This window comes from Paraburkholderia sp. BL10I2N1 (assembly GCF_004361815.1).
Taxonomy (GTDB): Bacteria; Pseudomonadota; Gammaproteobacteria; order Burkholderiales; family Burkholderiaceae; genus Paraburkholderia.
The window spans coordinates 505775-525453 of record NZ_SNWA01000002.1 but is presented as its reverse complement, the minus strand read 5'-3'; the positions used below and the strand labels follow the sequence as shown (position 1 = coordinate 525453).

Below are 19679 nucleotides of genomic sequence, written 5' to 3'. Positions count from 1 at the left end.
AGCCCTGCAAGACAACGTGAACCGATGAACCAGACCCAACTGTTTGAAGCCGCCTTGGGAATCAAGGCCCCGTGGTACGTGCAAGGCGTCGATTTCGATGCCGCGCGGCGTGAACTGACCATTGCCGTGGACTTTGTCGCGGGTACGCGCTTTCCCTATCCCGGCGTCGCGGGCGAGCATCCGGCTCACGACACCCAGATCAAGCGGCTGCGCCACCTCAACTTCTTTCAGCACGAGTGCTATCTGGAGGTTCGGGTGCCGCGGGTGCGTCTGCCGGACGGCTCGGTGCGCCTGGTCGAACCCGACTGGATAGGCAAGCTGGACGGCTTCACGCTGCTGTTTGAAGCGCTCGTGCTGACGCTGTGCCGGGAGATGACATTTGCCGCGGTGGCCCGCGTGGTGAACCTGTCGTGGCATCGGGTGAAGGCCATCTGTGACCGTTACGTGGACCTGGCCGTGGCCGCGACCGACCTGTCCGAAGTTACCGCGGTGGCCATTGACGAAACGTCGGCCCGACGTGGGCAGGACTATATCTCGCTGGTCGCCGACATGGACGCAAGGCGCGTGGTCTTCGTCACGCCAGGCAAGGATGCCGGCGTTGTCGAACGCTTTGCCCGGCACCTGGAGGAACATAATGCCACGCCTGCACAGATCGAATCGGTCAGCATCGACATGTCGGCTGCCTTCATCAAGGGCGTGGACGAACACCTGCCCGACGCGCGTGTGACCTTCGACAAGTTTCATGTCGTGGCGCATGCGTCCAAAGCGCTTGATGGTGTGCGCCGCGCGCAGCAGAAAACCGATCCCTCGCTGAAGGGCATGCGCTGGTCGCTGCTCAAGGATGCCGAGAAACTCGATCTCGCGCAACTGACCGATCTCGAGGCGCTGATCAGCCAGTACGCCACCAACCGCACGGCCCGAGCGTGGATGTACCGCGAGCAACTGCGCGAGATTCTCGATCGCAAACAGATCCACGTCGTCTCCAAAATGCTGCGCCGGTGGTGCGGCAACGTCATGCGTTCCAAGGTCGAGCCCATGAAGGACGTCGCGCGCATGATCCGTCGTCATTTCGACGGCATCATCGCGTGGGCGCAGACACGCCAGACCAATGGATTCATTGAGGCGATCAACGGCCTGTTTCAGGCCGCCAAGCGCAAGGCACGGGGATACGCCAGCTTCAAGACCATGCGCACCGTGCTGTTTCTCATCGCGGGCAAACTCGACTTCTCAGCACTCAATCCGCATGCCTCGTGAGCCGCATTACCCACTGCGCTTTTAAAAGAGCCAAAAATATCCGCTGTATAAGTGGACCAAAGACACGATCGCCATTCCTGAGAAAAAAGCCAGGTATCTGCAGATCTTCACTGTCTACGTGGGCGGCGAGGAGGTCTATGGCAAGGAAATTGCTGAGCTTCTGGAGGCTGAACTGTCAGCGCTGATCGGCGATGCGGGAATCGAAAGCATGGTCAAGTTCGACACCAATCCGGCGAACAACCCACAGCCGCCTCGTTGAATTGGCCGTGTGTGCACCCGACCATTCGTGAATGCCTGCGATCTCGCCGACGCTGTTTCTTTGACCGCGCAACTTCGGGTATCGCATCGTCTGGTTCGAGTCTATAACACTCACAGCGTGGCGATGCTGACCCGTACCCGGCCGATATGCCGCGGCTCTCGAACGTCGTATTCGCAAGCGGGAGAAGATCATGAAACAAGTCCTGAAAATTTCGGGAACTGTCGCCACACTGATTCTCGCGATGTGTTTCTCCACTGCGAAGGCGATCGCCCAGGCAGCACCGGATCTCGTCGGTTCGTGGTCACTGGTCTCGTTGACCGTCTCGCGGAGCGGGACCCCGATGGAAATGCTGGGCCCACATCCGCAGGGGCAACTGATATTTGGAAGCGACGGCCGCTACGTTCTGCTTGCGGTTCGTGCCGATCTGCCGAAGCTCCAATCGGGCGGTCGTCTGTCGAGCACTGCCGAGGAAAACAAAAAGATCATTGAAGGGAGCGTCTCGCATTTCGGCACGTATGCCGTCGATCCGGCCGGCAAGATTATCGTGTTTCACATCCAGAAAAGTACTTTCCCGAACTGGGACGGCGATACTCAAAGCAGACCGTTCACGCTGGTTGGCGACACGCTTACGTATGTCACTCCGGGCAGCTTTGGCTACGGGGCCTCGACGGTGGTCTGGCGGCGAGAGAAATAGACCGCCCCATCTGCAAGCAAACGCGGTTGCGGCATCGCAGGGCCGTGCGATGTCGGTTGCAGGGAGAGCGTAGCCGCACGTGCCTGGACGGCATGACAGTTCATCGCCCGGATTGCATCGCGGCAAGATTGCAAAGCAGGATGCCGTAGCCGGTCAGATGGCCCAGATAGACGCTGGCGAACACACCGGGGGCCGGCAACACCGAGACGAGTTGCCGCAACTCCTCCATCTCGATCGGTGCCCGCGCGAGGCCGGGGCGCTCGACGCGCAGGTCTGCCACTTCGGCAAGTTGCCGGTGTGCCGTGACAAGCCGGTTCAGCCCGGCAAGGAAAGCCGCCTTCCATTCGACATCGAGCGCGGCGAACTGATCATGAAACGTATCCATCGTTTCGAGAAAGTTGACGAGAGAATCAAAGACTTCGCGGTAGCCGTAGAACAGCGGAAGACGATCACGGTTGCGCTTGAGATGCATCGATACCCACGCCTGTTCGAGATCCAGCTTCAGCAGATCGTGCGCCTGCTTGAGGTTCGTGCTCGTATTGCGCAGATTCGCGGTCAACGGCTTGATCGCCTGCCGCGCCAGTGAGCCGCTCGTTAGACGCGAGATGGCCTCGGTTGCCTGCTCGTTGCCTTCGTTGACGAGCGTATTGGCCCAGTAGCCGTGATCCGGCGGAAAGGCGACCTGCTGGATGATGAAGCCGAGCGACATGCCGAGCACGACACCGATGAGGCGCTGTTCAAGCAGCGGAAGGTGCTCGCCGGTGTACAGGACGAGCGTCATCGGCACGGTGATGCTCGTCATCCGGAACAGCGACGGCTTCGCACGGACAATGGCGAATATCACGAGCGGCAAAAGGAAGGCGCCGCGCCACAGGTGCGGCGCGGTCAGCCAGATCAGTAGCGTGCCGAGCGGCATGGCCACGGCGTTGGAGACCACGCGTTGGTAGAAATAGCTGCGTGCGGCCGAAATCGAGCTGCCGAGCGCTAGCGTCAGCATCGTGGAGGCCGCGAGTGCGACGGCGGCATCGGGATAATCGAGAGCCGAAGGAATCGCGAAGCCTATCCAGAGGCCCCGCGTGAGTTTCGCGCATTTCGCCGTTTCCGAAAAGGAAAAACGCGCGACGGAGCGGCGAAAGGGTGTGAGTGGCTTATGCGTGTAGAGGGAGGACACGGCTCTATCCTTGCGTGCGGTTCTCCAGGTTCGGCATTGCGCGTCGAGCTTTTAAATACGCTCTTACCGTTCAGTGGACGCGTCAGCCGCCAGAAGACGCGCGCAATGCCGGCCATACCATGGCGAATCTGACGCTGCCTCGCGCAGGAATGTAAAGTTCGCGGCTGCGCTCGACGCCGTTGAATCTGGCGACGACGCGGTAGTGGCCCGAAGGAAGCCTGGCGAAAAGATACGGACCCTGGGATACGGCCGTGAAGACGGTCGCGCCGTTCGGGCTGGAGACCTGGACGGCGACACCCGACAGATACTCGCCCGTGACGCTGGTGAATGTCGCGCGCATGCTATAGCCGGAAGCGAGCCGGCGCAGCGCGGTCGCTTCGTCCTGGCCGACGCCGCCTGTGACGTAGGGGATACCGTGATCGTGTCCGATCGGTATGTCAGTGTCGGGCACCGTCTGGGACGGTGTGTTTTGAGCTGGTGTGCTTTGGATCGGTGTGTTTGGCGCTGGCGTGTCGCGCACAGGTGTCTCGCGCGCCGGTATTTCGCGAGTGGGCGTTCCCTGATCGGGTGCCGCGTGCGCGGGCGGCGTGTTCTGTGTGCGCGGCCTCGCGCGCCCCGATTGACAACCCAGTCCGGGAATGGCGCCGCCGCGCCCCTCGATGGGCTGTCCATCCAGCAACCAGGCCGGCAACGTAACGCCATAGGCCTTTGCGCGGGGCGTGAGCGTTGCGCGCATGCGCTCCGCGACCTTCTTGCGCTCTTCGGGCGTCGAAGCGTCGTGCATTTGTGTGCAGAATTCGATGCGCTCGTCGTCGCTGAGCAACTGGGACGGAATCGCTTGTGGAGGAACCGGAGGCCGCTGTCCATGCGCGCCAATGGCCGCAACCGATGCGCCGTACACGACGGCAATCACGACAGTTCTCGACAGACCGGAAAATGTAGTGGACATAGGGAACCTCCGGATGAATCTCGGGAGCGCATCGGTTGGTCCATTCCGGGAGCGTCTGTGAGCGCGCGCTCCGCTCTATTTCGGACTGTCGATGGTCGGGGGCTTGTAGTGTAGCAAGCCAGCCGGGGGTCGTCGGCGATTGCGGAAGCTGGCTTGCCGATGGGGCTTGCGGTACCAAAACACAGGTTGCTGGCTGGCATTCAGCAAGTGTGCCCGATCGAGCAGCATCGACAGCCGCGAGTCGGTCGCGCAATCGCCCATCAGCGGCTGCAAAAAACTCCAGATCAAGCGTTTACCCGCCCCCCCTTCATGGGCTCAGGATTGCCCACATCTTTTCGCTGAATCGCGCTTGTAAACTGAGTCAGGCGATGTTAACTTGCGTGTATTGCCTGTAAAACGACACGCCGTTGCCTTCCATAGACGATAACGCTGACTGGGCCGATACCGAATTCGGTGCGGCCAATCTGGGCGATGCCCGTTTGACGAGCCGACTGGTCGCGCTGGCGCGACGGTTGGCAAGTAGTCCTGATTGCCCATTCCCGCGCTCGCTCAATGCCGCCGAGCTCAAGGCAGCCTATCGTTTTTTCGACAACGAACAGGTCGATACGGATGGCGTACTTGCTCCGCACATTGAACAGACCCTGCGGCGCATGACCCGCATACCGGTCGTGCTTGCGGTGCAGGACACGACCGAATTCAACCTGAGCCACCTCAAAGCGACCGAAGGACTGGGCTACGGCACGGGCAACGCTTCGCGCGGCTTCATGCTGCACAGCCTGCTGGCCGTCACGCCAGAAGGTTTGCCGCTGGGTGTGCTGGGTATGAAGACCTGGGTGCGACCCGACGCGCAATTAGGCAAGAAGCAGGAGAGAAAGCACCTTCCGGTTGCAGACAAGGAGAGCGTCAAGTGGCTCGAAGGCATCGCGCATCTGGGCGCCCTCAAGGCACGCTGTCCCGAGACCCTGGTGATTGGAATCGGTGACCGGGAAAGCGACCTCTACGAAGTGTTCACGGCCGAGCGTCCGCGAGGCGTTGAGTGGCTGATCCGAGCCAAGTCGGATCGCAAGACCGTCAACCCCGAGCACTCCCTCTGGGAGGCCGTTGCCGCGACCGCCCCGCTGGGCGAAACGGAGTTACAGGTCCCGCCAGTGGGTAATCAACCCAGGCGCGTCGCCCGTCTGACACTGCGGTGTACGCCAGTGCGACTGAGGCCTCCGCAACGGCCTTCATCCCGGCTCGCCGAGGTCACAGTCTATGCGATCCACGCCCTTGAAACCACGCCGCCGGCGGACATCGAGCCGCTCGAATGGATGCTGCTCAGTTCCGTGCCGACGATCACGTTTGAGGACACCCTTGAACGACTCGGCTGGTATGCCCGCCGATGGACGATTGAGTCGTGGCACCGCGTACTGAAGAGTGGCTGCAGCATTGAAAAGCGTCAGTTCGGCAACCTTGAGCGGTTCGTACGGTCGACCGCGCTATTTGCGGTGATCAGCTGGCGCATCATGTACGCGACGTTGCTGGGTCGTGCCGATCCGGACCTGTCGTGCGAAGTCCTTCTGCAACCAGACGAATGGCGCGCGCTTCATAGCCGCACCCATCGCACGTCAAAACCACCGACTGCAATACCTTCACTCGGTGAGGTCGTGCTGTGGATTGCAAAACTCGGTGGGTACCTGAACCGCAAGCATGACCACCCACCCGGTCCCACCGTCATGTGGCGTGGATTTCTCGTCCTGCACGAGATCACCGAGATGTATCGCATCTTCAGGCAAGACGAATAAGTTGGCTCACGAAAAATGTGGGTGATCCTGAGCCTTCATGGGTGGGGCGACAAACCTTTCGACCTGGTATCGTTCCCCTTTCGCGTAACAATTTGTAAATGCGTTACGCGCTGGAGGGTTGTTATAAAGACCACCCGCTACAAATACCCGTGTAGGAGACCTAATCATGAAACGCATAATCATAACTGCTATTGCTAGCGCAACCGTCTTGATGTCTGGTTGTGCGTCTATCGTTGGCGGTACGCAGCAAACGCTCTCTGTCGATGCGCATAATGGCGCTGATTCCGTAGCTGGCGCAACGTGCGAACTGAAGAACGATAAAGGCACGTGGTTCCTTACCACACCGGGGACCGTGACCGTTCACCGCTCTGCGGACGCGCTAAATGTGAATTGCAAGAAAGACGGCTTTGACCCAGCGGCAACCACCGTGAAATCATCCGTCAAAGGTTCCGCGTTCGGTAACATTCTCTTCGGTGGAATTGTCGGCGCGGCCATTGACACCGCGAATGGTTCAGCGTTCGATTATCCCGATCTGATAACGATTCTTTTCGGCAAATCGGATTCAGCGAAAACTGGAATCAAGCAGGACGTCAAAGCTGATGTGAAGCCTGACGCGAAACCTGCAACCGCGACGAACTGATCTTGAATTTCTCCCCCGGCAGTCCAACGCAATGCATAGCCTGGACTTATCTGCCCTTGCCGCCAGAATTTGCACGAGAAGTACGATTGCCCCTATGCGGCGTGTGAGGGGTCAGACGCGCGCATAACGGGCCTTCAGACGGGCCGCGCGCGGTCCGCTGGCGTCAGGGAAGGGCGGAAGGTTGCGGGGCGTCTGCCGCGTGTGCGTCGTCACTCGCACCCGACAATATTGCGCCCGCTTCTGGCGTTCCCGGCGCGGGCCACAGCGCGGGCGGCGGCGCACCACGCGGGGGTAAAGCGCTAACCCAACTTTCGCTATTCGCGGTGTTTGCCTAGGCTAAGTAATTGATTTTAAAAGGTGTCGCCGGCAAAGGTCTTCACTACAGGGCGTGGGCGCGCGTAGGGACGATTGGCGATGGCTGGGCGGTGATTTTCGGCGGTGGCTGCGCGGGCAGCTTGAGACCTAACTGGTCGAGCAGGAGACGGTGTTCGGGTTCCGGCTGCGTGTAGCGCGACAGGATCAGATGGCGCCCGTCAGTGGTGGGCAGATGAACATCGACCATCTGCATGGTCCTGAATTTCTCCAGCGCCGCTCGGGGTGTCAAACCTGGCGCGGCCCGCTTGAGCTGGTATTTGAGCGTGACCTGCAGGCAATACGCCAGAAAGGCCACGAAGATGTGCGCTTCGATGCGCTCTTCCTTGTGATGGTAGATCGGTCGGATAGCCAGATCATGCTTGAGTTCCTTGAACGCCTGCTCGACTTCCGTGAGCTGAATGTAGAAGGTCCAAAGCTGCGCCGGGTCGTGACTCGAGAGGTTGGTGCGCAACAGATAACGGCCTTCGCGGTGCCGCACCTGACGCAATTTCTTACGGTCAAGTTCAAAGCGGAAGGTGTCCGGCGTGACGACTTCATGGCTCTGTGGCAATGTCAGTCTGATCAGGCTCGCGGCTCGCCCGGCGTCCTGCCTGGCCGCGCCCACTTTCATCAGTAGCTGGTCGCGTGTGAGGCTTTGCGTACGGCACTGCCTGAGCCTTTCCACGTAGCGCCTGAGCCGGCGCAGCCGCATGCCACGTTCTTTGCCGATCCGCTGCTCGCTCACGGCAAGCACATACGTTTCGCTCTCCAGGGGCAGGCGCTTGACCTGCATCCCTTCCCGGACATGCTCCCACGGCGCTGGGAGGAATGACTGCTCCAGCTTGCTCAAGCGACCCTTAGGTGTGCCTACGAGGTAAAAGGCGCCCATCTGGCGCATCTGTGCCAACGTCTCTTCTGTTGGGATGCCGCGGTCCATGACCCAGATCCGATTGGCCTTGCCGTGTCGGGTCTCGATACGCTTGAGCAGATCGGACAGCGTGGTGCAGTCTGCGGTGTTGCCGGCCAGCACTTCGTAGCTCAGGGGAAAGCCCTCCGGCGTGACAATCAGGCCGATCACGACCTGCCGGCAGTCGCCGCGCTTGTCGCGGCTATAGCCGTATTGACGCTTGTCCGGTGCTTCCCGCGGCGTGTCGGCCTCGAAGTAGGTGCTGGTCAGATCGTATAGCAGCACGTCGAACGAGGCGCCGAACAGTTCGCCCCAACGCTGCTTGAGAAACAGCATCAAGGTGTCCTTGTGCGGCAGCAACTTGTCCAGGCAACGATACAGCGTATCTTTGCCGGCCAGCGCAAAGTCGGCTTCCAATAGATCCGCCATCGCGCTTGACGTGAACCAGTGCCGGTGCAGACGCCATTCCGAGCCCGGATCGATCAGCCGATACGCCACCAGGGTCTGCAACACCTGCAGCCAGCGCGTTCCTTTGCGTGAAGCCGGCAGGCGCGCCGACCAGAATGCGTCCAGGCCTAGCTGCTGCCATAGCACGCAAGACAGCCAGCACGCTCCCCACTGCCGCGGGCGCTTCAATTGCAACTCGCTCAACCGCACGCCCACTGCCTTGGCGTCATCTGCCGGCTGCGCACCTTCCGCAAACAGCGCGACCTGGCGTTTGGCGCCTTCGTCGAACACTTCGATCGTCTTGCGCCAGGCGAGTTGCTGACTGTCGTTGATCTCGCCCAGGTACAGCACCTGGCGCTGCGCGACCTTGCCATTCAACAGACGCCGATTCTCCACCACGCTCCAGTACTGGTGCGTCTTGCCGTCCTTGATCCGCTGTGTGCGCTTGAGGAACATTCGGCCAGTGTAGGATCCTCGCCGTACGACTGCCAAGGACCAAGGTCTTCACTACAAGCGATTCTGCCAATCCCCCGCGCGCACTCACACGACAAATCAAAGAGTTACCGAGGCAGCCATATCAGAAATCGGTGAAAAACACTGGAATCGACGGGCGAATAGCGAAAGTTGGGCTAAGAATCCCAGCTGGTCAAATTCGTCAATCATTAGCGTTTTACCCCTTTCCGCTTCTGGCAAATCTTCTTCACTCGGCGGTTTCAAAACCGAAATGCAACAGGTTAATGAAGGGTTGAAGGTGTTTGCGTGTTGGTCTCGAGCATGCGCGCAAAGACTTCCAGAGGCGAGTGAAAGGCGTGGGTAGCACGGGGCCTGCTGTTCAGGCTGTCGGCGATGTCGTCAAGTTCATCCTGGCTGTAGACTGAGAGATCGGTGCCCTTGGGCAGGTACTGGCGTAGCAGTCCGTTGGTGTTCTCACAGGTGCCACGCTGCCACGGACTGTGCGGGTCACAGAAATACACGCGCACGCCGGTGGCGGCGGTGAGTTCCGGATGCCGCGCCATCTCCGTGCCCTGATCATAGGTCAGGCTCTGACGCAGTGGCGTGGCGATGGAGTTCAGTTTGGCGGTGAAGCCGGCCAGCGCTGAGGCGGCGGTGGCATCCTCCATCTTCGCGAGCAGGACAAGCCGGCTGGTGCGCTCGACCAGAACTCCCACGGAGGACTGGTTGCCCGCACCCTTGATAAAGTCTCCCTCCCAGTGCCCGGGCATGACCCGATCGTTCACCTCAGGCGGGCGCACGTGGATGCTCAGCATGTCGGCGATCTTGCCCCGTCTGTCGTTGCCACGACTGCGTGGCATTCGCGTGCTGCGAGCCTGGCGCAGACACGAGATGAGCTGGCGGCGCAGTTCGCCGCGCGGGTGTGCATAGATTGCGTTGTAGATGGTCTCGTGCGAGACGTGCATGGAAGGGTCATCGGGCCACATGCGCGTCAGCGTACCGGAGATCTGCTGCGGCGACCACTTCCAGCTAAGCAGACTGAGCACAATGCGCCACAGTGCGCCTTGGGGATTAAGCTTACCCGGCGTGCGCGCTGTAGCCCGCCGGTTCGAACTGATGGCCTGCGCGACTGCCGAAGCGTAGCCGCGCACCGGACACGCATTACGCGCCAGTTCACGGCTGACGCTCGAAGCTGAGCGGTCAAGCGTGCGGGCCATGGCCCGCACGCTCAAACCCTGCTGTTTCATGCTGGCAATAGTGATACGTTCTTCAGGCTGCAACTGCTGATACTTTCTTGTAGTCATGTGCGCACCTTAGCAGATCAAGGTGTTGCACTTCAAAATTGATCGCGCCCTCCCATAAAGCAGATAGAAATCACGCAAAGGGAAAGGCGCTTTCAATTCAAGCTTGACGACTAACCAACGGTTCGCAACTCGTCTGCCGTGCTTTTCGAGCACTTCGAGATACTCGAATTTAATCGCGTCGTTCATGTTGTGGCAGGCGGAAGTCTGCCGTGAGCCCTTTCATTACCGTCCGGAAAGGCGCCGGCATCGCTTATTGCATGGCGGCTGTTGCGTCTGTGATCGTTTCGATCGTTGCCGCTTTCGTGATCGCTTCGACCGTCGTTACCTCGCCGACCATTTTCGACTTTGGCGACAGCCGCTGAAAGTCTTCCAGCGTATGTCTTGTCGCATGCGTCTTGCCGTCCGCGTCTGTGAACGTCACGCCGAACATCACGTTGAGTTCTTTTGCCGCCCCTAGTCTCGTGCTGCAGTTCATCTCGGCGACCACACGGGGCGACCATTGCTCGCTAATCAGCGATAACTTCGCGTCGAAGTTGACGGGACTGCGCTGGACCTGATCGACCTGGGGCGTTTGACTTTCGGCTGCCATGCTGAGCTCCTTGCGATAAATGAAGTTACAAGTCTCGCGCTGGCGCGGTGCAGGGTCTTGAACGATTGTGCGGGTTCAGCGACCGGCATGGCCGCCAGCATCGACGATCTTCAACCACCTCGCCGGCGACACACCATACGCTTTCATGAACTGCCGGGTCATGTGGCTTTGGTCCGCGAAGCCCGCACCCACCGCGCAATCGGCGAGTGAGTGCCCGCGCAACATCAGGCCGCGCACAAGATCGAGCCGTCGCATGGTCAGGTAACGATGAGGGCTGGTGCCGAAGAAGCTTCTGAAGTCTCGAGACAGGCTCCAGCGGTCGCGTCCACTGGCGAGCGCGAGTTCGTCGAGCGTCACAGGGCGGTCCAGCGCGTCATGGATGTACTCGCGCGCTTTCTGCGCCGCGCGGAAATCGCCGCAATGTCGCTGCGCGGGAGAGCCTGCCGCCGCGTCCAGCGCTGCTGCCAGATCGAACAGTGCATCGTCCTGGGCAAGAGCGTCGCTGTGCGCTTCCTCGTCCAGCAGCATGGCGTGCACGGCGGCGCGCAAGCGTGCGTCGTCTGAGATGCCCCCGGGGACAAACGGCAGCGGCTTCTCGCCGAGCGCCTCCTGAAGCAGCGCGGGTGCGACATACACCATGCGATACATGAAGCCAGCCGACGTTCCCGCTTCGCCGTCGTGCTCCTCGTCGGGATGCAGCACGATGATCTGTCCGGGAAGACTGTGACGTTTCTCCCGTCGATAGCTGAATGACTGAACTCCACCGAGGGTCACACCGATTGCGTAGGTATCGTGGCGATGCATCTCGTAGCCATGGCCGTGAAAGAATGCTTCGATCCTTTCGATCCCACTCGGTCTACCCGAACGGCGAATCCAGTCGCCGGCGGAGTCGGTCGTATCAGGTCGAACGCCCGGGTTTTGCTCGTGCGCGTTCACGTTGCCTCCAGAATGTCGTGCGACAGGAACCAAGCTTCCGTCGGATGGGTTGTGCGTATCGCTTCAATGACGGACGGTATTGACGGACCCGCACAATCGTTCAAGACTCGCTGTGTGGCCGCACCTTACAGTTGTTTTAATCGTACAACTGCAGGAGGTCAGATGGAAAGGCTGATCGCATCCCTGTCGGAAACAGGGCGACCTTTGGCGGCCCTGATTCTCGCGTCTCTGGTCATCATGGGCAGCCCCGGGCCCTCGACGATCAGCGTGACGGCGGTCGGCGCCTCGTTTGGGGTTCGGCGCTCGCTTCGCTACACGGGCGGTCTTATCGCGGGCACGATCGTGGTGCTGCTGATGGTGGCGATGGGCGTCGTGGCGCTGGTGACGTCGGTGCCGCATGGCGATCGGGTACTCAGTGTCGTGTCCGCCGCATACATCCTTTTCCTGGCATACAGGATCGCAACTGCTCCGCCACTTGAACGACAAAAAGGGCGACTGGCAGCGCCGCCATTCACCGGAGGCGTTCTGCTGGCTGTTGCAAACCCCAAGGCCTATCTCGCGATTGCGGCCGTGTTTGCAGGAACGACCGTCATCGCAGGTAACCACACCCTCGACGCAGTTGTCAAAATAGCGCTGCTAAGCTTGATGATCGTGATCATTCATTTGTTCTGGCTGGTGGCGGGCGTTTCGCTGTCCCGCTTTCTTCATGAACCGGGAACGTCGCGACTGTTTAATCTGTCAATGGCGGTGGTCCTCGTGATGGTAACGTTGATTGCCGTCGTGACTTGAACATGCTTCGGCAGCGACAGAGGCGATGTCCAGCAGAAAAAGCAACACAACAACAGGATGAAAAGGCGTGGGCGAAACTGAAAACACCCTTTACTCTGATAGCAGACTAATCGGTATCTACGATTTATTGAACGCCGGCGATCATGATTTCACGTTCTATGAAGCGCAGATCGCGACACCGCCGAAATACGTGCTGGACGTAGGTTGTGGCACCGGGGTCTTCGCTGTACGTTTGGCCAGCGGAGGTCACAAGGTCGTCGCGGTCGACCCGTCACCGGCGATGCTGGGCTATGCGCGCAGGCGTGCCGGAGCGGACAGGGTGAACTGGCTGGTCGGAGATGCGGCCACCGCGCCGGGCGACACGCCGTTCGATGTGGCGACCATGATCGGGCATGCGTTTCAGTGTCTTCTCACCGACGACGAGGTGTCGGCAACCCTGCGGGCGGTTCGGGAGCGTCTCTCGCCTGGCGGGCGATTCATGTTCGAAACCCGCAACCCTGCGGTTCAACCGTGGCTCGGATGGACGGCGCAGCATTCCAGACGCGCGATCCGCACCGACGACGGCAGTCAGGTCGAGGTATTCCACGAATGCACTTCGGTTCGAGGTGAAATCGTTGAGTTCGACACGCACTACGATTTCGTCGAAGCAGGCGTGCACCTGACCAGTCGGAGCCAACTGCGGTTCATGTCGCAGCCAGTGCTTGCCCGCCACCTCGATGCGGCTGGATTTCGTGAAGTCACCTGGATCGGAGGCTGGGACGGACGCTCCTTCGACGAGGCGTCGAGTGCCGAGATAATCGCAATATGCCGCAACGACCAGGCGTCAGTCCGCCGTTTACAGGATTTCGAACACGCTATACAGCGAACCGTATGAGAACCGGTGTCCCACGCCCTGCCGCACCTCGGCCGGTCGGCTGTGCGCGCGAGATTCGCATTCGATGGCGACCTATGACAAAATAGGCCACGCGCGGACCGTCAATGCACGGCGTTCGCGATCTGCCGGCATCGAACCTTGGATCCTCTTTCCGCCACCGTACCTATCTCGCTCGTCAACGGCTTCCTCGCCGGCGCCGACCCTGCTGCGGTCGAGCGTCTCGCAGAGCAGTCGGGGATACCGCACGAATTGCTGCACGAGCCAGGCGCGCGGGTGACCCAGGAGCAGTTTTCGACGCTCTATCGCAGGCTTGCCAATGAGCTCGACGACGAAATGCCGGGTATCTTCAGCCGGCCGCTGCGCAATGGCACGCTTAAATATCTGTGTCTGAGCCTTCTGGATGCCCCGCGACTGGAAGTCGCGCTGCACCGGTTTGGCCAGTTCCTGCATCTGCTTCTTGACGAGTTCAACTTCCGATCGCAACGCGATGGCGATGTCTGCCGCGTCGAACTGGCCGCGAATCCGGACGGCCCACCGCTCAGCGTGCTGGGCCGCGAGCTGATGCTGAAGCTCGCGCACGGCGTGGCGTCGTGGTTGATCGGGCAGAAGATTCCGCTTGTCGAGGTGGAGTTCGATTTCGTGCGTCCGCCGCGTGCGAGCGACTACCTCTATCTTTTCCCCGGGCCTGTGCAGTTCGGCTGCGCGAGAACCATCATGTCTTTCGACGCCGACTACCTCGACATGGCGATCCGGCAGCGCAAGTCCGATCTGAAGACGTTTCTGTCGCGTGCGCCGGAAGACTGGATCTTCGTATCGTTTGCCGAGCAGATGGTTTGCCACCGGGTTCGCCAGTACATCGCCGGTTGCCTTCCGGTCATGCCGACTGTCGAGGTCGTGGCGCACGACCTGCATTACTCCGTCCGCACGCTGTGCCGCCGGCTGTCGGCTGAGGGCACGACGTTCCAGGCGATCAAGGACGAAGTGCGCCGCGATATTGCGATTCAGCGTCTCACGCGTTCGGCCGACGCCATCGGGGCCATTGCCTACGACGTCGGCTTCGACGACCCCACCGCGTTTCACCGCGCCTTCCGGCACTGGACGGGTAGTACACCCCAGACGTATCGCAGGACGGCCTGACGTAAAAGTCTACGCAGACGGAGCAGACCCCTCGACGTAGTGCTTGCCGAAGCGCTGCCTGAGCGTGAGCTTCTGCAACTTTCCCGTCGCGGTCAGCGGCAGCTCGGAAACGAAGATGACGTCATTGGGAATCCACCACTTCGCAACCTTGCCGTCGTAGAACGCCAACAGTTCTGCCGCGGTCAACGCACTGTCCGGACGTCGCACGGCGATCAACAGTGGGCGTTCGTCCCATTTCGGATGCTCGCATGCAATGCAGGCAGCCATGGCAATCTCCGGATGCGACATGGCGACGTTTTCCAGTTCGATGGAAGAGATCCATTCGCCGCCAGACTTGATCACGTCCTTGCTTCGATCGGTGATCTGCATATAGCCATCGGCGTCGATCGTCGCGACGTCACCGGTCGGAAACCAGCCGTCTTCGAGCGGCGACTGGTCCACGCCGTAGTAGCGGTCCAGCACCCAGTGGCCGCGCGCCATCAGGTCACCCGCCGACTTGCCGTCCCACGGCAACTCCTCGCCGCCGGAGCCGACGATCTTCAGGTCGATACCGGCGATGGCGCGGCCCTGTTTTGCGTCGATGCGCGCCTGCTCGTCGGCGCACTTGCTGGCGTAACCGGGCGAGGGCGAACAGACCGTGCCAAGCGGCGACAGCTCGGTCATGCCCCACGCGTGGATCGTGTCGATGCCGCATTCGCGCATCGACGTGGCCAGTTGCGGCGGGCACGCGGCGCCACCGACGATCGCCCGCTTGAAGAGAGGGTTGCGCTTGCCGGTGCGGCGCATGTAATCCACAAGTCCGAGCCAGATGGTCGGCACGCCCGCCGAGACAGTCACGCCTTCCTGTTCGAACAACGTGCACAGGGACTCGCCATCGAGCTTCGGTCCCGGCAGGACCAGTTTCGCGCCGACCATAGGCGCTGAAAACGGCAAGCCCCAGGCGTTCACATGGAACATCGGAACCACGGGCGAGACGACATCGCACGCGGACAGGCAGAGCGCATCCGGTGACACGGAGGCGTAAGCCATCAGCGTGAGCGAGCGATGCGAATACAGCACGCCCTTCGGGTTGCCGGTCGTGCCCGATGTGTAGCAGAGGACCGCAGCCTGCAGTTCATCGAACTGAGGCCAGACGAAGTGCTGAGGCTGCCCATCGATAAAAGACTCATAGCTCTCGAGCGGCACCGCGAACGATGGCGGCAACGCGGCCTCGCCGCACAGCATCATCCACGTTTCGACCTGTGGACACAAGTGCGCAATCTGCTCGATGAGAGGAGCGAACGACATGTCGAAGCAGACCAACCGGTCGCGCGCATGATTGATGATGTAAGCGATCTGCTCGGGGAACAGGCGTGGATTGATCGTGTGGCAAACGGCGCCGATACCGGCAACGCCGTAGTACAACTCCATATGGCGATAGCCGTTCCACGCGAGGGTTCCGACGCGGTCGCCCGCGACGATGCCGCGGCTCGTCAATGCGTTGGCCAACTGCATCGAGCGAGCGTGGCAGTCCCGATAGGTGTAGCGATGGATGTCGCCTTCGACCCGGCGCGACACAATCTCGACGCTGCCGGTATGCCGTGCCGCCTGCTGAAGCAGCGAGGAAAGCAATAGGGGCATATACATCATCTGGCCGACGAGGTTCATCGGTAAGTCTCCTGACTGAGCGTTCAGTCTCAATTCTGTTGAGGCGGGACAGGGTTCCTTCAGCGCGTTCAGCACTTGCAGCGCCTTTAGCACGTCGGATCCGATCAGGTCTTTGCCGCAGATTGCGAAGATCTGCGGGGCGTTGCCTCTTGCGACTCATTCTACTGAAACAGGGTAGCCGCGACACTGGCAGGCCAGGCCGATTCATTGACAAAACCCGCCAAGGCCAGGATGCAGGCAATCGCGTTCGGTCGTCGCCCGGAGGGTTCCTGCAAAGCGGCAGATTTTGTCAATGAAAGGGCAGGTTTGGATATTGGGCATGGCCGGCGCGCCCGTTACGATGAGGCATCCGGATCACGTTGTGCAAGCGCCAGATTCGCCGCGCGACGCATATACTCATCCAAAACACACGAAGGAGACGCGCGATGACTTATACCGCACCCGTAAAAGACATGCTGTTCACGATGAAGGAGCTGGCCGGCCTCGACACCGTCGCCGCCCTGCCGGGCTTCGAGGACGCCAACCTCGACACCGCTCAGGCGGTCCTCGAAGAGTCCGCGAAACTGTGCGGCGAGGTGCTCGCACCGCTGAACGTCGAAGGCGATCGCAACCCGAGCAGCTGGCGCGACGGCAACGTCACCGCCACGCCCGGCTTCAGGGACGCCTTCCGTCAGTTCGCCGAAGGCGGCTGGCAGGGCGTGCAACATCCTGTCGACTACGAAGGCCAGGGCCTGCCCAAGCTGATCGGCACGGCATGCATCGAGATGCTCAACGCGTCGAACCTGTCGTTCGCGCTGTGCCCGCTGCTGACCGACGGGGCCATCGAAGCGCTGCTCACCGCCGGCACCGAAGCGCAGAAGCAGACCTATGTGCCGAAGCTGATCTCGGGCGAATGGACCGGCACGATGAACCTCACCGAGCCGCAGGCGGGCTCCGATCTGGCGCTGGTGCGCACGCGCGCCGAGCCGCAGGGCGATGGTTCGTACAGGCTTTTCGGCACCAAGATCTTCATCACGTGGGGCGAGCACGACATGGCGGAGAACATCGTCCATCTCGTGCTCGCGCGCACGCCCGATGCGCCCGAAGGCGTGAAGGGCATCTCGCTGTTCATCGTGCCGAAGTTCATCGTCAATGAGGACGGCACGGCGGGCGAGCGCAACGATGTGCATTGCGTGTCGATCGAACACAAGCTCGGCATCAAGGCGAGCCCGACGGCGGTGCTGCAGTTCGGCGATCACGGCGGCGCGGTCGGCCACCTGATCGGCGAGGAGAATCGCGGCCTCGAGTACATGTTCATCATGATGAACGCGGCGCGCTTCGCGGTGGGCATGCAGGGCGTGGGCGTGTCGGACCGCGCGTACCAGAAGGCGGCCGCGTATGCGAAGGAGCGCGTGCAAAGCCGCCCGGTCGACGGCAGCGCGAAGCAGTCGGTGTCGATCATCCATCATCCGGACGTGCGCCGGATGCTCGCGACGATGCGCGCGCTCACCGAAGGCTCGCGCGCGCTGGCCTACGTGGCAGCCGCCCATTGCGACATCGCGCACCGTCATGCGGATGCGGCGAAGCGCGCCGAACATCAGGCCATCTATGAATTCCTCGTGCCGGTCGTGAAGGGCTGGAGCACCGAGCTGTCGCTCGAGGTGACGAGCCTGGGTGTGCAGGTGCACGGCGGCATGGGCTTCATCGAGGAAACGGGCGCGGCGCAGTACTACCGCGATGCGCGCATCCTGCCGATCTACGAAGGCACGACGGCGATTCAGGCGAACGACCTGATCGGCCGCAAGACGGTGCGCGACGGCGGCGCGGTGGCGAAGGCGCTGCTGGCTGATGTTGCGCAGACGATCGAGGCGCTCGGGCGGCACGAGGGCGCGGCGTTCCGTTCGATGAAGCGCTACCTCGAGCAGGGACATCGCTCGCTGGCGGCAGCGGTTGATTTCGTGGTTGCGAACACGAAGACCGATCCGAACGCGGTGTTTGCCGGTAGCGTGCCGTATCTGAAGCTCGCGGGGATCGTGCTGGGCGGTTGGCAGATGGCGCGTGCGCTGCAGGTGGCGGCGCAAAAGCAGTCGGAAGATCCGTCGTTTTACGGCGCGAAGATCGCGACCGCGCAGTTCTTCGCGGAACACGTGTTGCCGCAGGCGACGGCGCTCGAAGCGTCGATCGTGACGGCGAAGGGCGGCGAGGGGGTGCTGGCGCTGGCGGAAGATCAGTTCTGACGGCGGGACCAGCAATCATGTCTCCGCCGCGCAAACAATCCTGCCCGGTGAAGTGTATCGGAGGCGACCAGGGCATTGCTGCTATATTCGAGAACCTTCAACAAGCGCAATACATTGCGTCGCTGAAAAGGAATAGCCATGGCAATCAACTCCGTTGGGATTATCGGTGCAGGCACGATGGGCAACGGCATCGCTCAGGTCGTTGCCGTCGCAGGGTTCAAGGCGGTTCTGATCGATGTCACCGAAGCCGCACTCGCGAAAGGCGTGGCCACGTTGACCGGCAGCCTCGAACGGCTGGTCGCGAAGGGCAAGCTGGACGCGGCGGTGCGCGATGCCGCTCTCTCGCGCATAGAAACGTCGACTGACTATCAGCGGCTCGCTACCGTCGACCTCGTGATCGAAGCGGCCACGGAAAACACCGAACTGAAGATTCGTATCCTGCGGCAGATCGAATCGGTGGCACGCCCGGACGCGATCATTGCATCGAACACATCGTCGATCTCGATCACGGCGCTCGGTGCGACGTTAGCCGATTCGTCGCGCTTTATCGGCATGCACTTTTTCAACCCGGTGCCGCTGTTGCCGCTGGTCGAAATCATTCGTGGTGTGCAGACGAGCGCCGACACTGTCGAAGCCGTGCGCGAAATGACGGTGAAGCTCGACAAGTCACCGATCAGCGTAAAGAATTCCCCGGGTTTCGTGGTGAACCGCATTCTCGTGCCAATGATCAACGAGGCGTTCTTCGTGCTGGCTGAAGGCGTCGCTACGGCGGAGGAGATCGACGCGGGGATGCGTCTCGGCGCGAATCACCCGATCGGCCCTCTGGCGCTTGCGGACCTGATCGGGCTTGACGTCTGCCTGTCGGTCCTCGATGTCTTCCTGAAAGACTTCGGCGATTCGAAGTATCGCGCCTGTCCACTGTTGCGGGAACTGGTCGCGGCGGGTCATCTGGGACGCAAAGCTGGCCGGGGTGTTTATCGCTACGATCAGGCGTAATGCTTTTATCTGATCCGGGGCGTGCGCAGGTTCCCGCCGTCGAACGGGACCGGCTCGAAAGCGCATAGGTCGCCGGGGGCTTGTGTGACGATTGCGGAGTCTCTATAATCCGCGCCTCAACAGGCTCGTAGCTCAGCTGGTTAGAGCACCACCTTGACATGGTGGGGGTCGTTGGTTCGAGTCCAATCGAGCCTACCAACGCACAATCGACGTGGACGGAAGCTGTCGCAACGTGTTGCCGGCAGCTTCCGCTTCCATTCGTCGTTACATCTTCTCATC

General features: G+C 61.1%; 17 protein-coding genes and 1 tRNA gene. 11 read left to right on the top strand and 7 right to left on the bottom strand.

From position 1 onward, the window contains the following. The first annotated feature begins 24 nt into the window (after positions 1–24). From B0G77_RS24270 to B0G77_RS24265, 3 genes are all read left to right on the top strand, one after another. Positions 25–1254 (top strand): ISL3 family transposase, encoded by a 1230-nt coding sequence (locus B0G77_RS24270; RefSeq protein ID WP_133662124.1) that lies wholly within the window; start codon positions 25–27, stop codon positions 1252–1254. Positions 1255–1372: 118 nt separating this feature from the next. Beyond that, positions 1373–1513 carry a hypothetical protein gene (locus B0G77_RS45600; RefSeq protein ID WP_166656265.1) on the top strand — a complete coding sequence of 47 codons (141 nt, stop codon included), beginning with the start codon at positions 1373–1375 and terminating at the stop codon, positions 1511–1513. A 190-nt stretch (positions 1514–1703) separates the two neighbouring features. Then, on the top strand, positions 1704–2207 hold the full coding sequence (locus tag B0G77_RS24265) for a lipocalin-like domain-containing protein (RefSeq protein WP_133664609.1): 504 nt from the start codon (positions 1704–1706) through the stop codon (positions 2205–2207). Positions 2208–2307: 100 nt separating this feature from the next. On the opposite strand, the gene B0G77_RS24260 is transcribed toward B0G77_RS24265, so the two are convergent. Together B0G77_RS24260 and B0G77_RS24255 are read right to left on the bottom strand one after the other, a co-directional pair. Beyond that, the gene (locus B0G77_RS24260) at positions 2308–3378 is read right to left on the bottom strand and encodes an FUSC family protein (protein WP_133664608.1); all 1071 of its coding nucleotides are present in this window, start codon (positions 3376–3378) and stop codon (positions 2308–2310) included. An 82-nt stretch (positions 3379–3460) separates the two neighbouring features. Further along, positions 3461–4327 (bottom strand): hypothetical protein, encoded by an 867-nt coding sequence (locus tag B0G77_RS24255; protein WP_133664607.1) that lies wholly within the window; start codon positions 4325–4327, stop codon positions 3461–3463. 407 nt (positions 4328–4734) lie between these two features. Here B0G77_RS24255 and B0G77_RS24250 point away from each other — a divergent pair, with 407 nt between their 5' ends. Together B0G77_RS24250 and B0G77_RS24245 are read left to right on the top strand one after the other, a co-directional pair. After that, on the top strand, positions 4735–6111 hold the full coding sequence (locus B0G77_RS24250; protein WP_133661517.1) for an IS4 family transposase: 1377 nt from the start codon (positions 4735–4737) through the stop codon (positions 6109–6111). 166 nt (positions 6112–6277) lie between these two features. Next, entirely contained in the window at positions 6278–6751 is a 474-nt protein-coding gene (locus tag B0G77_RS24245; RefSeq protein ID WP_208116489.1) for a hypothetical protein, read from the top strand. Positions 6752–7130: 379 nt separating this feature from the next. On the opposite strand, the gene B0G77_RS24240 is transcribed toward B0G77_RS24245, so the two are convergent. The 4 genes from B0G77_RS24240 to B0G77_RS24225 form a co-directional block, all read right to left on the bottom strand. Then, positions 7131–8915 carry an IS1634 family transposase gene (locus tag B0G77_RS24240; RefSeq protein WP_133661411.1) on the bottom strand — a complete coding sequence of 595 codons (1785 nt, stop codon included), beginning with the start codon at positions 8913–8915 and terminating at the stop codon, positions 7131–7133. 278 nt (positions 8916–9193) lie between these two features. Beyond that, a complete protein-coding gene (locus B0G77_RS24235) occupies positions 9194–10216 on the bottom strand; it encodes an IS30 family transposase (RefSeq protein WP_133664606.1) in 1023 nt (340 codons plus the stop codon). A gap of 250 nt (positions 10217–10466) precedes the next feature. After that, complete coding sequence (locus B0G77_RS24230) at positions 10467–10805, bottom strand: hypothetical protein (protein WP_133664605.1); 339 nt, start codon at positions 10803–10805, stop codon at positions 10467–10469. A gap of 75 nt (positions 10806–10880) precedes the next feature. Beyond that, positions 10881–11741 (bottom strand): AraC family transcriptional regulator, encoded by an 861-nt coding sequence (locus B0G77_RS24225; RefSeq protein WP_243751193.1) that lies wholly within the window; start codon positions 11739–11741, stop codon positions 10881–10883. A gap of 162 nt (positions 11742–11903) precedes the next feature. Between B0G77_RS24225 and B0G77_RS24220 the strand changes: the two genes are divergently transcribed. The 3 genes from B0G77_RS24220 to B0G77_RS24210 all read left to right on the top strand — a co-directional run bounded on the left by B0G77_RS24220 (position 11904) and on the right by B0G77_RS24210 (position 14541). Further along, entirely contained in the window at positions 11904–12530 is a 627-nt protein-coding gene (locus B0G77_RS24220) for a LysE family translocator (RefSeq protein ID WP_133664604.1), read from the top strand. A 67-nt stretch (positions 12531–12597) separates the two neighbouring features. After that, positions 12598–13404, top strand: coding sequence for a class I SAM-dependent methyltransferase (locus tag B0G77_RS24215; RefSeq protein ID WP_133664603.1), 807 nt, complete (start codon positions 12598–12600; stop codon positions 13402–13404). A gap of 138 nt (positions 13405–13542) precedes the next feature. After that, complete coding sequence (locus B0G77_RS24210; protein ID WP_208116488.1) at positions 13543–14541, top strand: AraC family transcriptional regulator; 999 nt, start codon at positions 13543–13545, stop codon at positions 14539–14541. Between the two features lie 9 nt (positions 14542–14550). Here B0G77_RS24210 and B0G77_RS24205 read toward each other — a convergent pair whose 3' ends face one another. Beyond that, positions 14551–16188 carry a 3-(methylthio)propionyl-CoA ligase gene (locus B0G77_RS24205; protein WP_133664602.1) on the bottom strand — a complete coding sequence of 546 codons (1638 nt, stop codon included), beginning with the start codon at positions 16186–16188 and terminating at the stop codon, positions 14551–14553. A 425-nt stretch (positions 16189–16613) separates the two neighbouring features. Here B0G77_RS24205 and B0G77_RS24200 point away from each other — a divergent pair, with 425 nt between their 5' ends. The 3 genes from B0G77_RS24200 to B0G77_RS24190 all read left to right on the top strand — a co-directional run bounded on the left by B0G77_RS24200 (position 16614) and on the right by B0G77_RS24190 (position 19598). Beyond that, the gene (locus B0G77_RS24200) at positions 16614–18404 is read left to right on the top strand and encodes an acyl-CoA dehydrogenase (protein WP_133664601.1); all 1791 of its coding nucleotides are present in this window, start codon (positions 16614–16616) and stop codon (positions 18402–18404) included. A gap of 138 nt (positions 18405–18542) precedes the next feature. Beyond that, a complete protein-coding gene (locus tag B0G77_RS24195; protein WP_133664600.1) occupies positions 18543–19400 on the top strand; it encodes a 3-hydroxybutyryl-CoA dehydrogenase in 858 nt (285 codons plus the stop codon). 121 nt (positions 19401–19521) lie between these two features. Next, positions 19522–19598 (top strand) — tRNA-Val (locus B0G77_RS24190). The last annotated feature ends 81 nt before the right edge of the window (positions 19599–19679 follow it).

Coding starts and splice junctions, on each gene's coding strand:
- B0G77_RS24270 (WP_133662124.1), top strand. CDS start 25: ATGAACCAGACCCAACTGTTTGAAGCCGCCTTGGGAATCAAGGCCCCG.
- B0G77_RS24265 (WP_133664609.1), top strand. CDS start 1,704: ATGAAACAAGTCCTGAAAATTTCGGGAACTGTCGCCACACTGATTCTC.
- B0G77_RS24255 (WP_133664607.1), bottom strand. CDS start 4,327: ATGTCCACTACATTTTCCGGTCTGTCGAGAACTGTCGTGATTGCCGTC.
- B0G77_RS24245 (WP_208116489.1), top strand. CDS start 6,278: ATGAAACGCATAATCATAACTGCTATTGCTAGCGCAACCGTCTTGATG.
- B0G77_RS24240 (WP_133661411.1), bottom strand. CDS start 8,915: ATGTTCCTCAAGCGCACACAGCGGATCAAGGACGGCAAGACGCACCAG.
- B0G77_RS24235 (WP_133664606.1), bottom strand. CDS start 10,216: ATGACTACAAGAAAGTATCAGCAGTTGCAGCCTGAAGAACGTATCACT.
- B0G77_RS24230 (WP_133664605.1), bottom strand. CDS start 10,805: ATGGCAGCCGAAAGTCAAACGCCCCAGGTCGATCAGGTCCAGCGCAGT.
- B0G77_RS24220 (WP_133664604.1), top strand. CDS start 11,904: ATGGAAAGGCTGATCGCATCCCTGTCGGAAACAGGGCGACCTTTGGCG.
- B0G77_RS24205 (WP_133664602.1), bottom strand. CDS start 16,188: ATGAACCTCGTCGGCCAGATGATGTATATGCCCCTATTGCTTTCCTCG.
- B0G77_RS24200 (WP_133664601.1), top strand. CDS start 16,614: ATGACTTATACCGCACCCGTAAAAGACATGCTGTTCACGATGAAGGAG.
- B0G77_RS24195 (WP_133664600.1), top strand. CDS start 18,543: ATGGCAATCAACTCCGTTGGGATTATCGGTGCAGGCACGATGGGCAAC.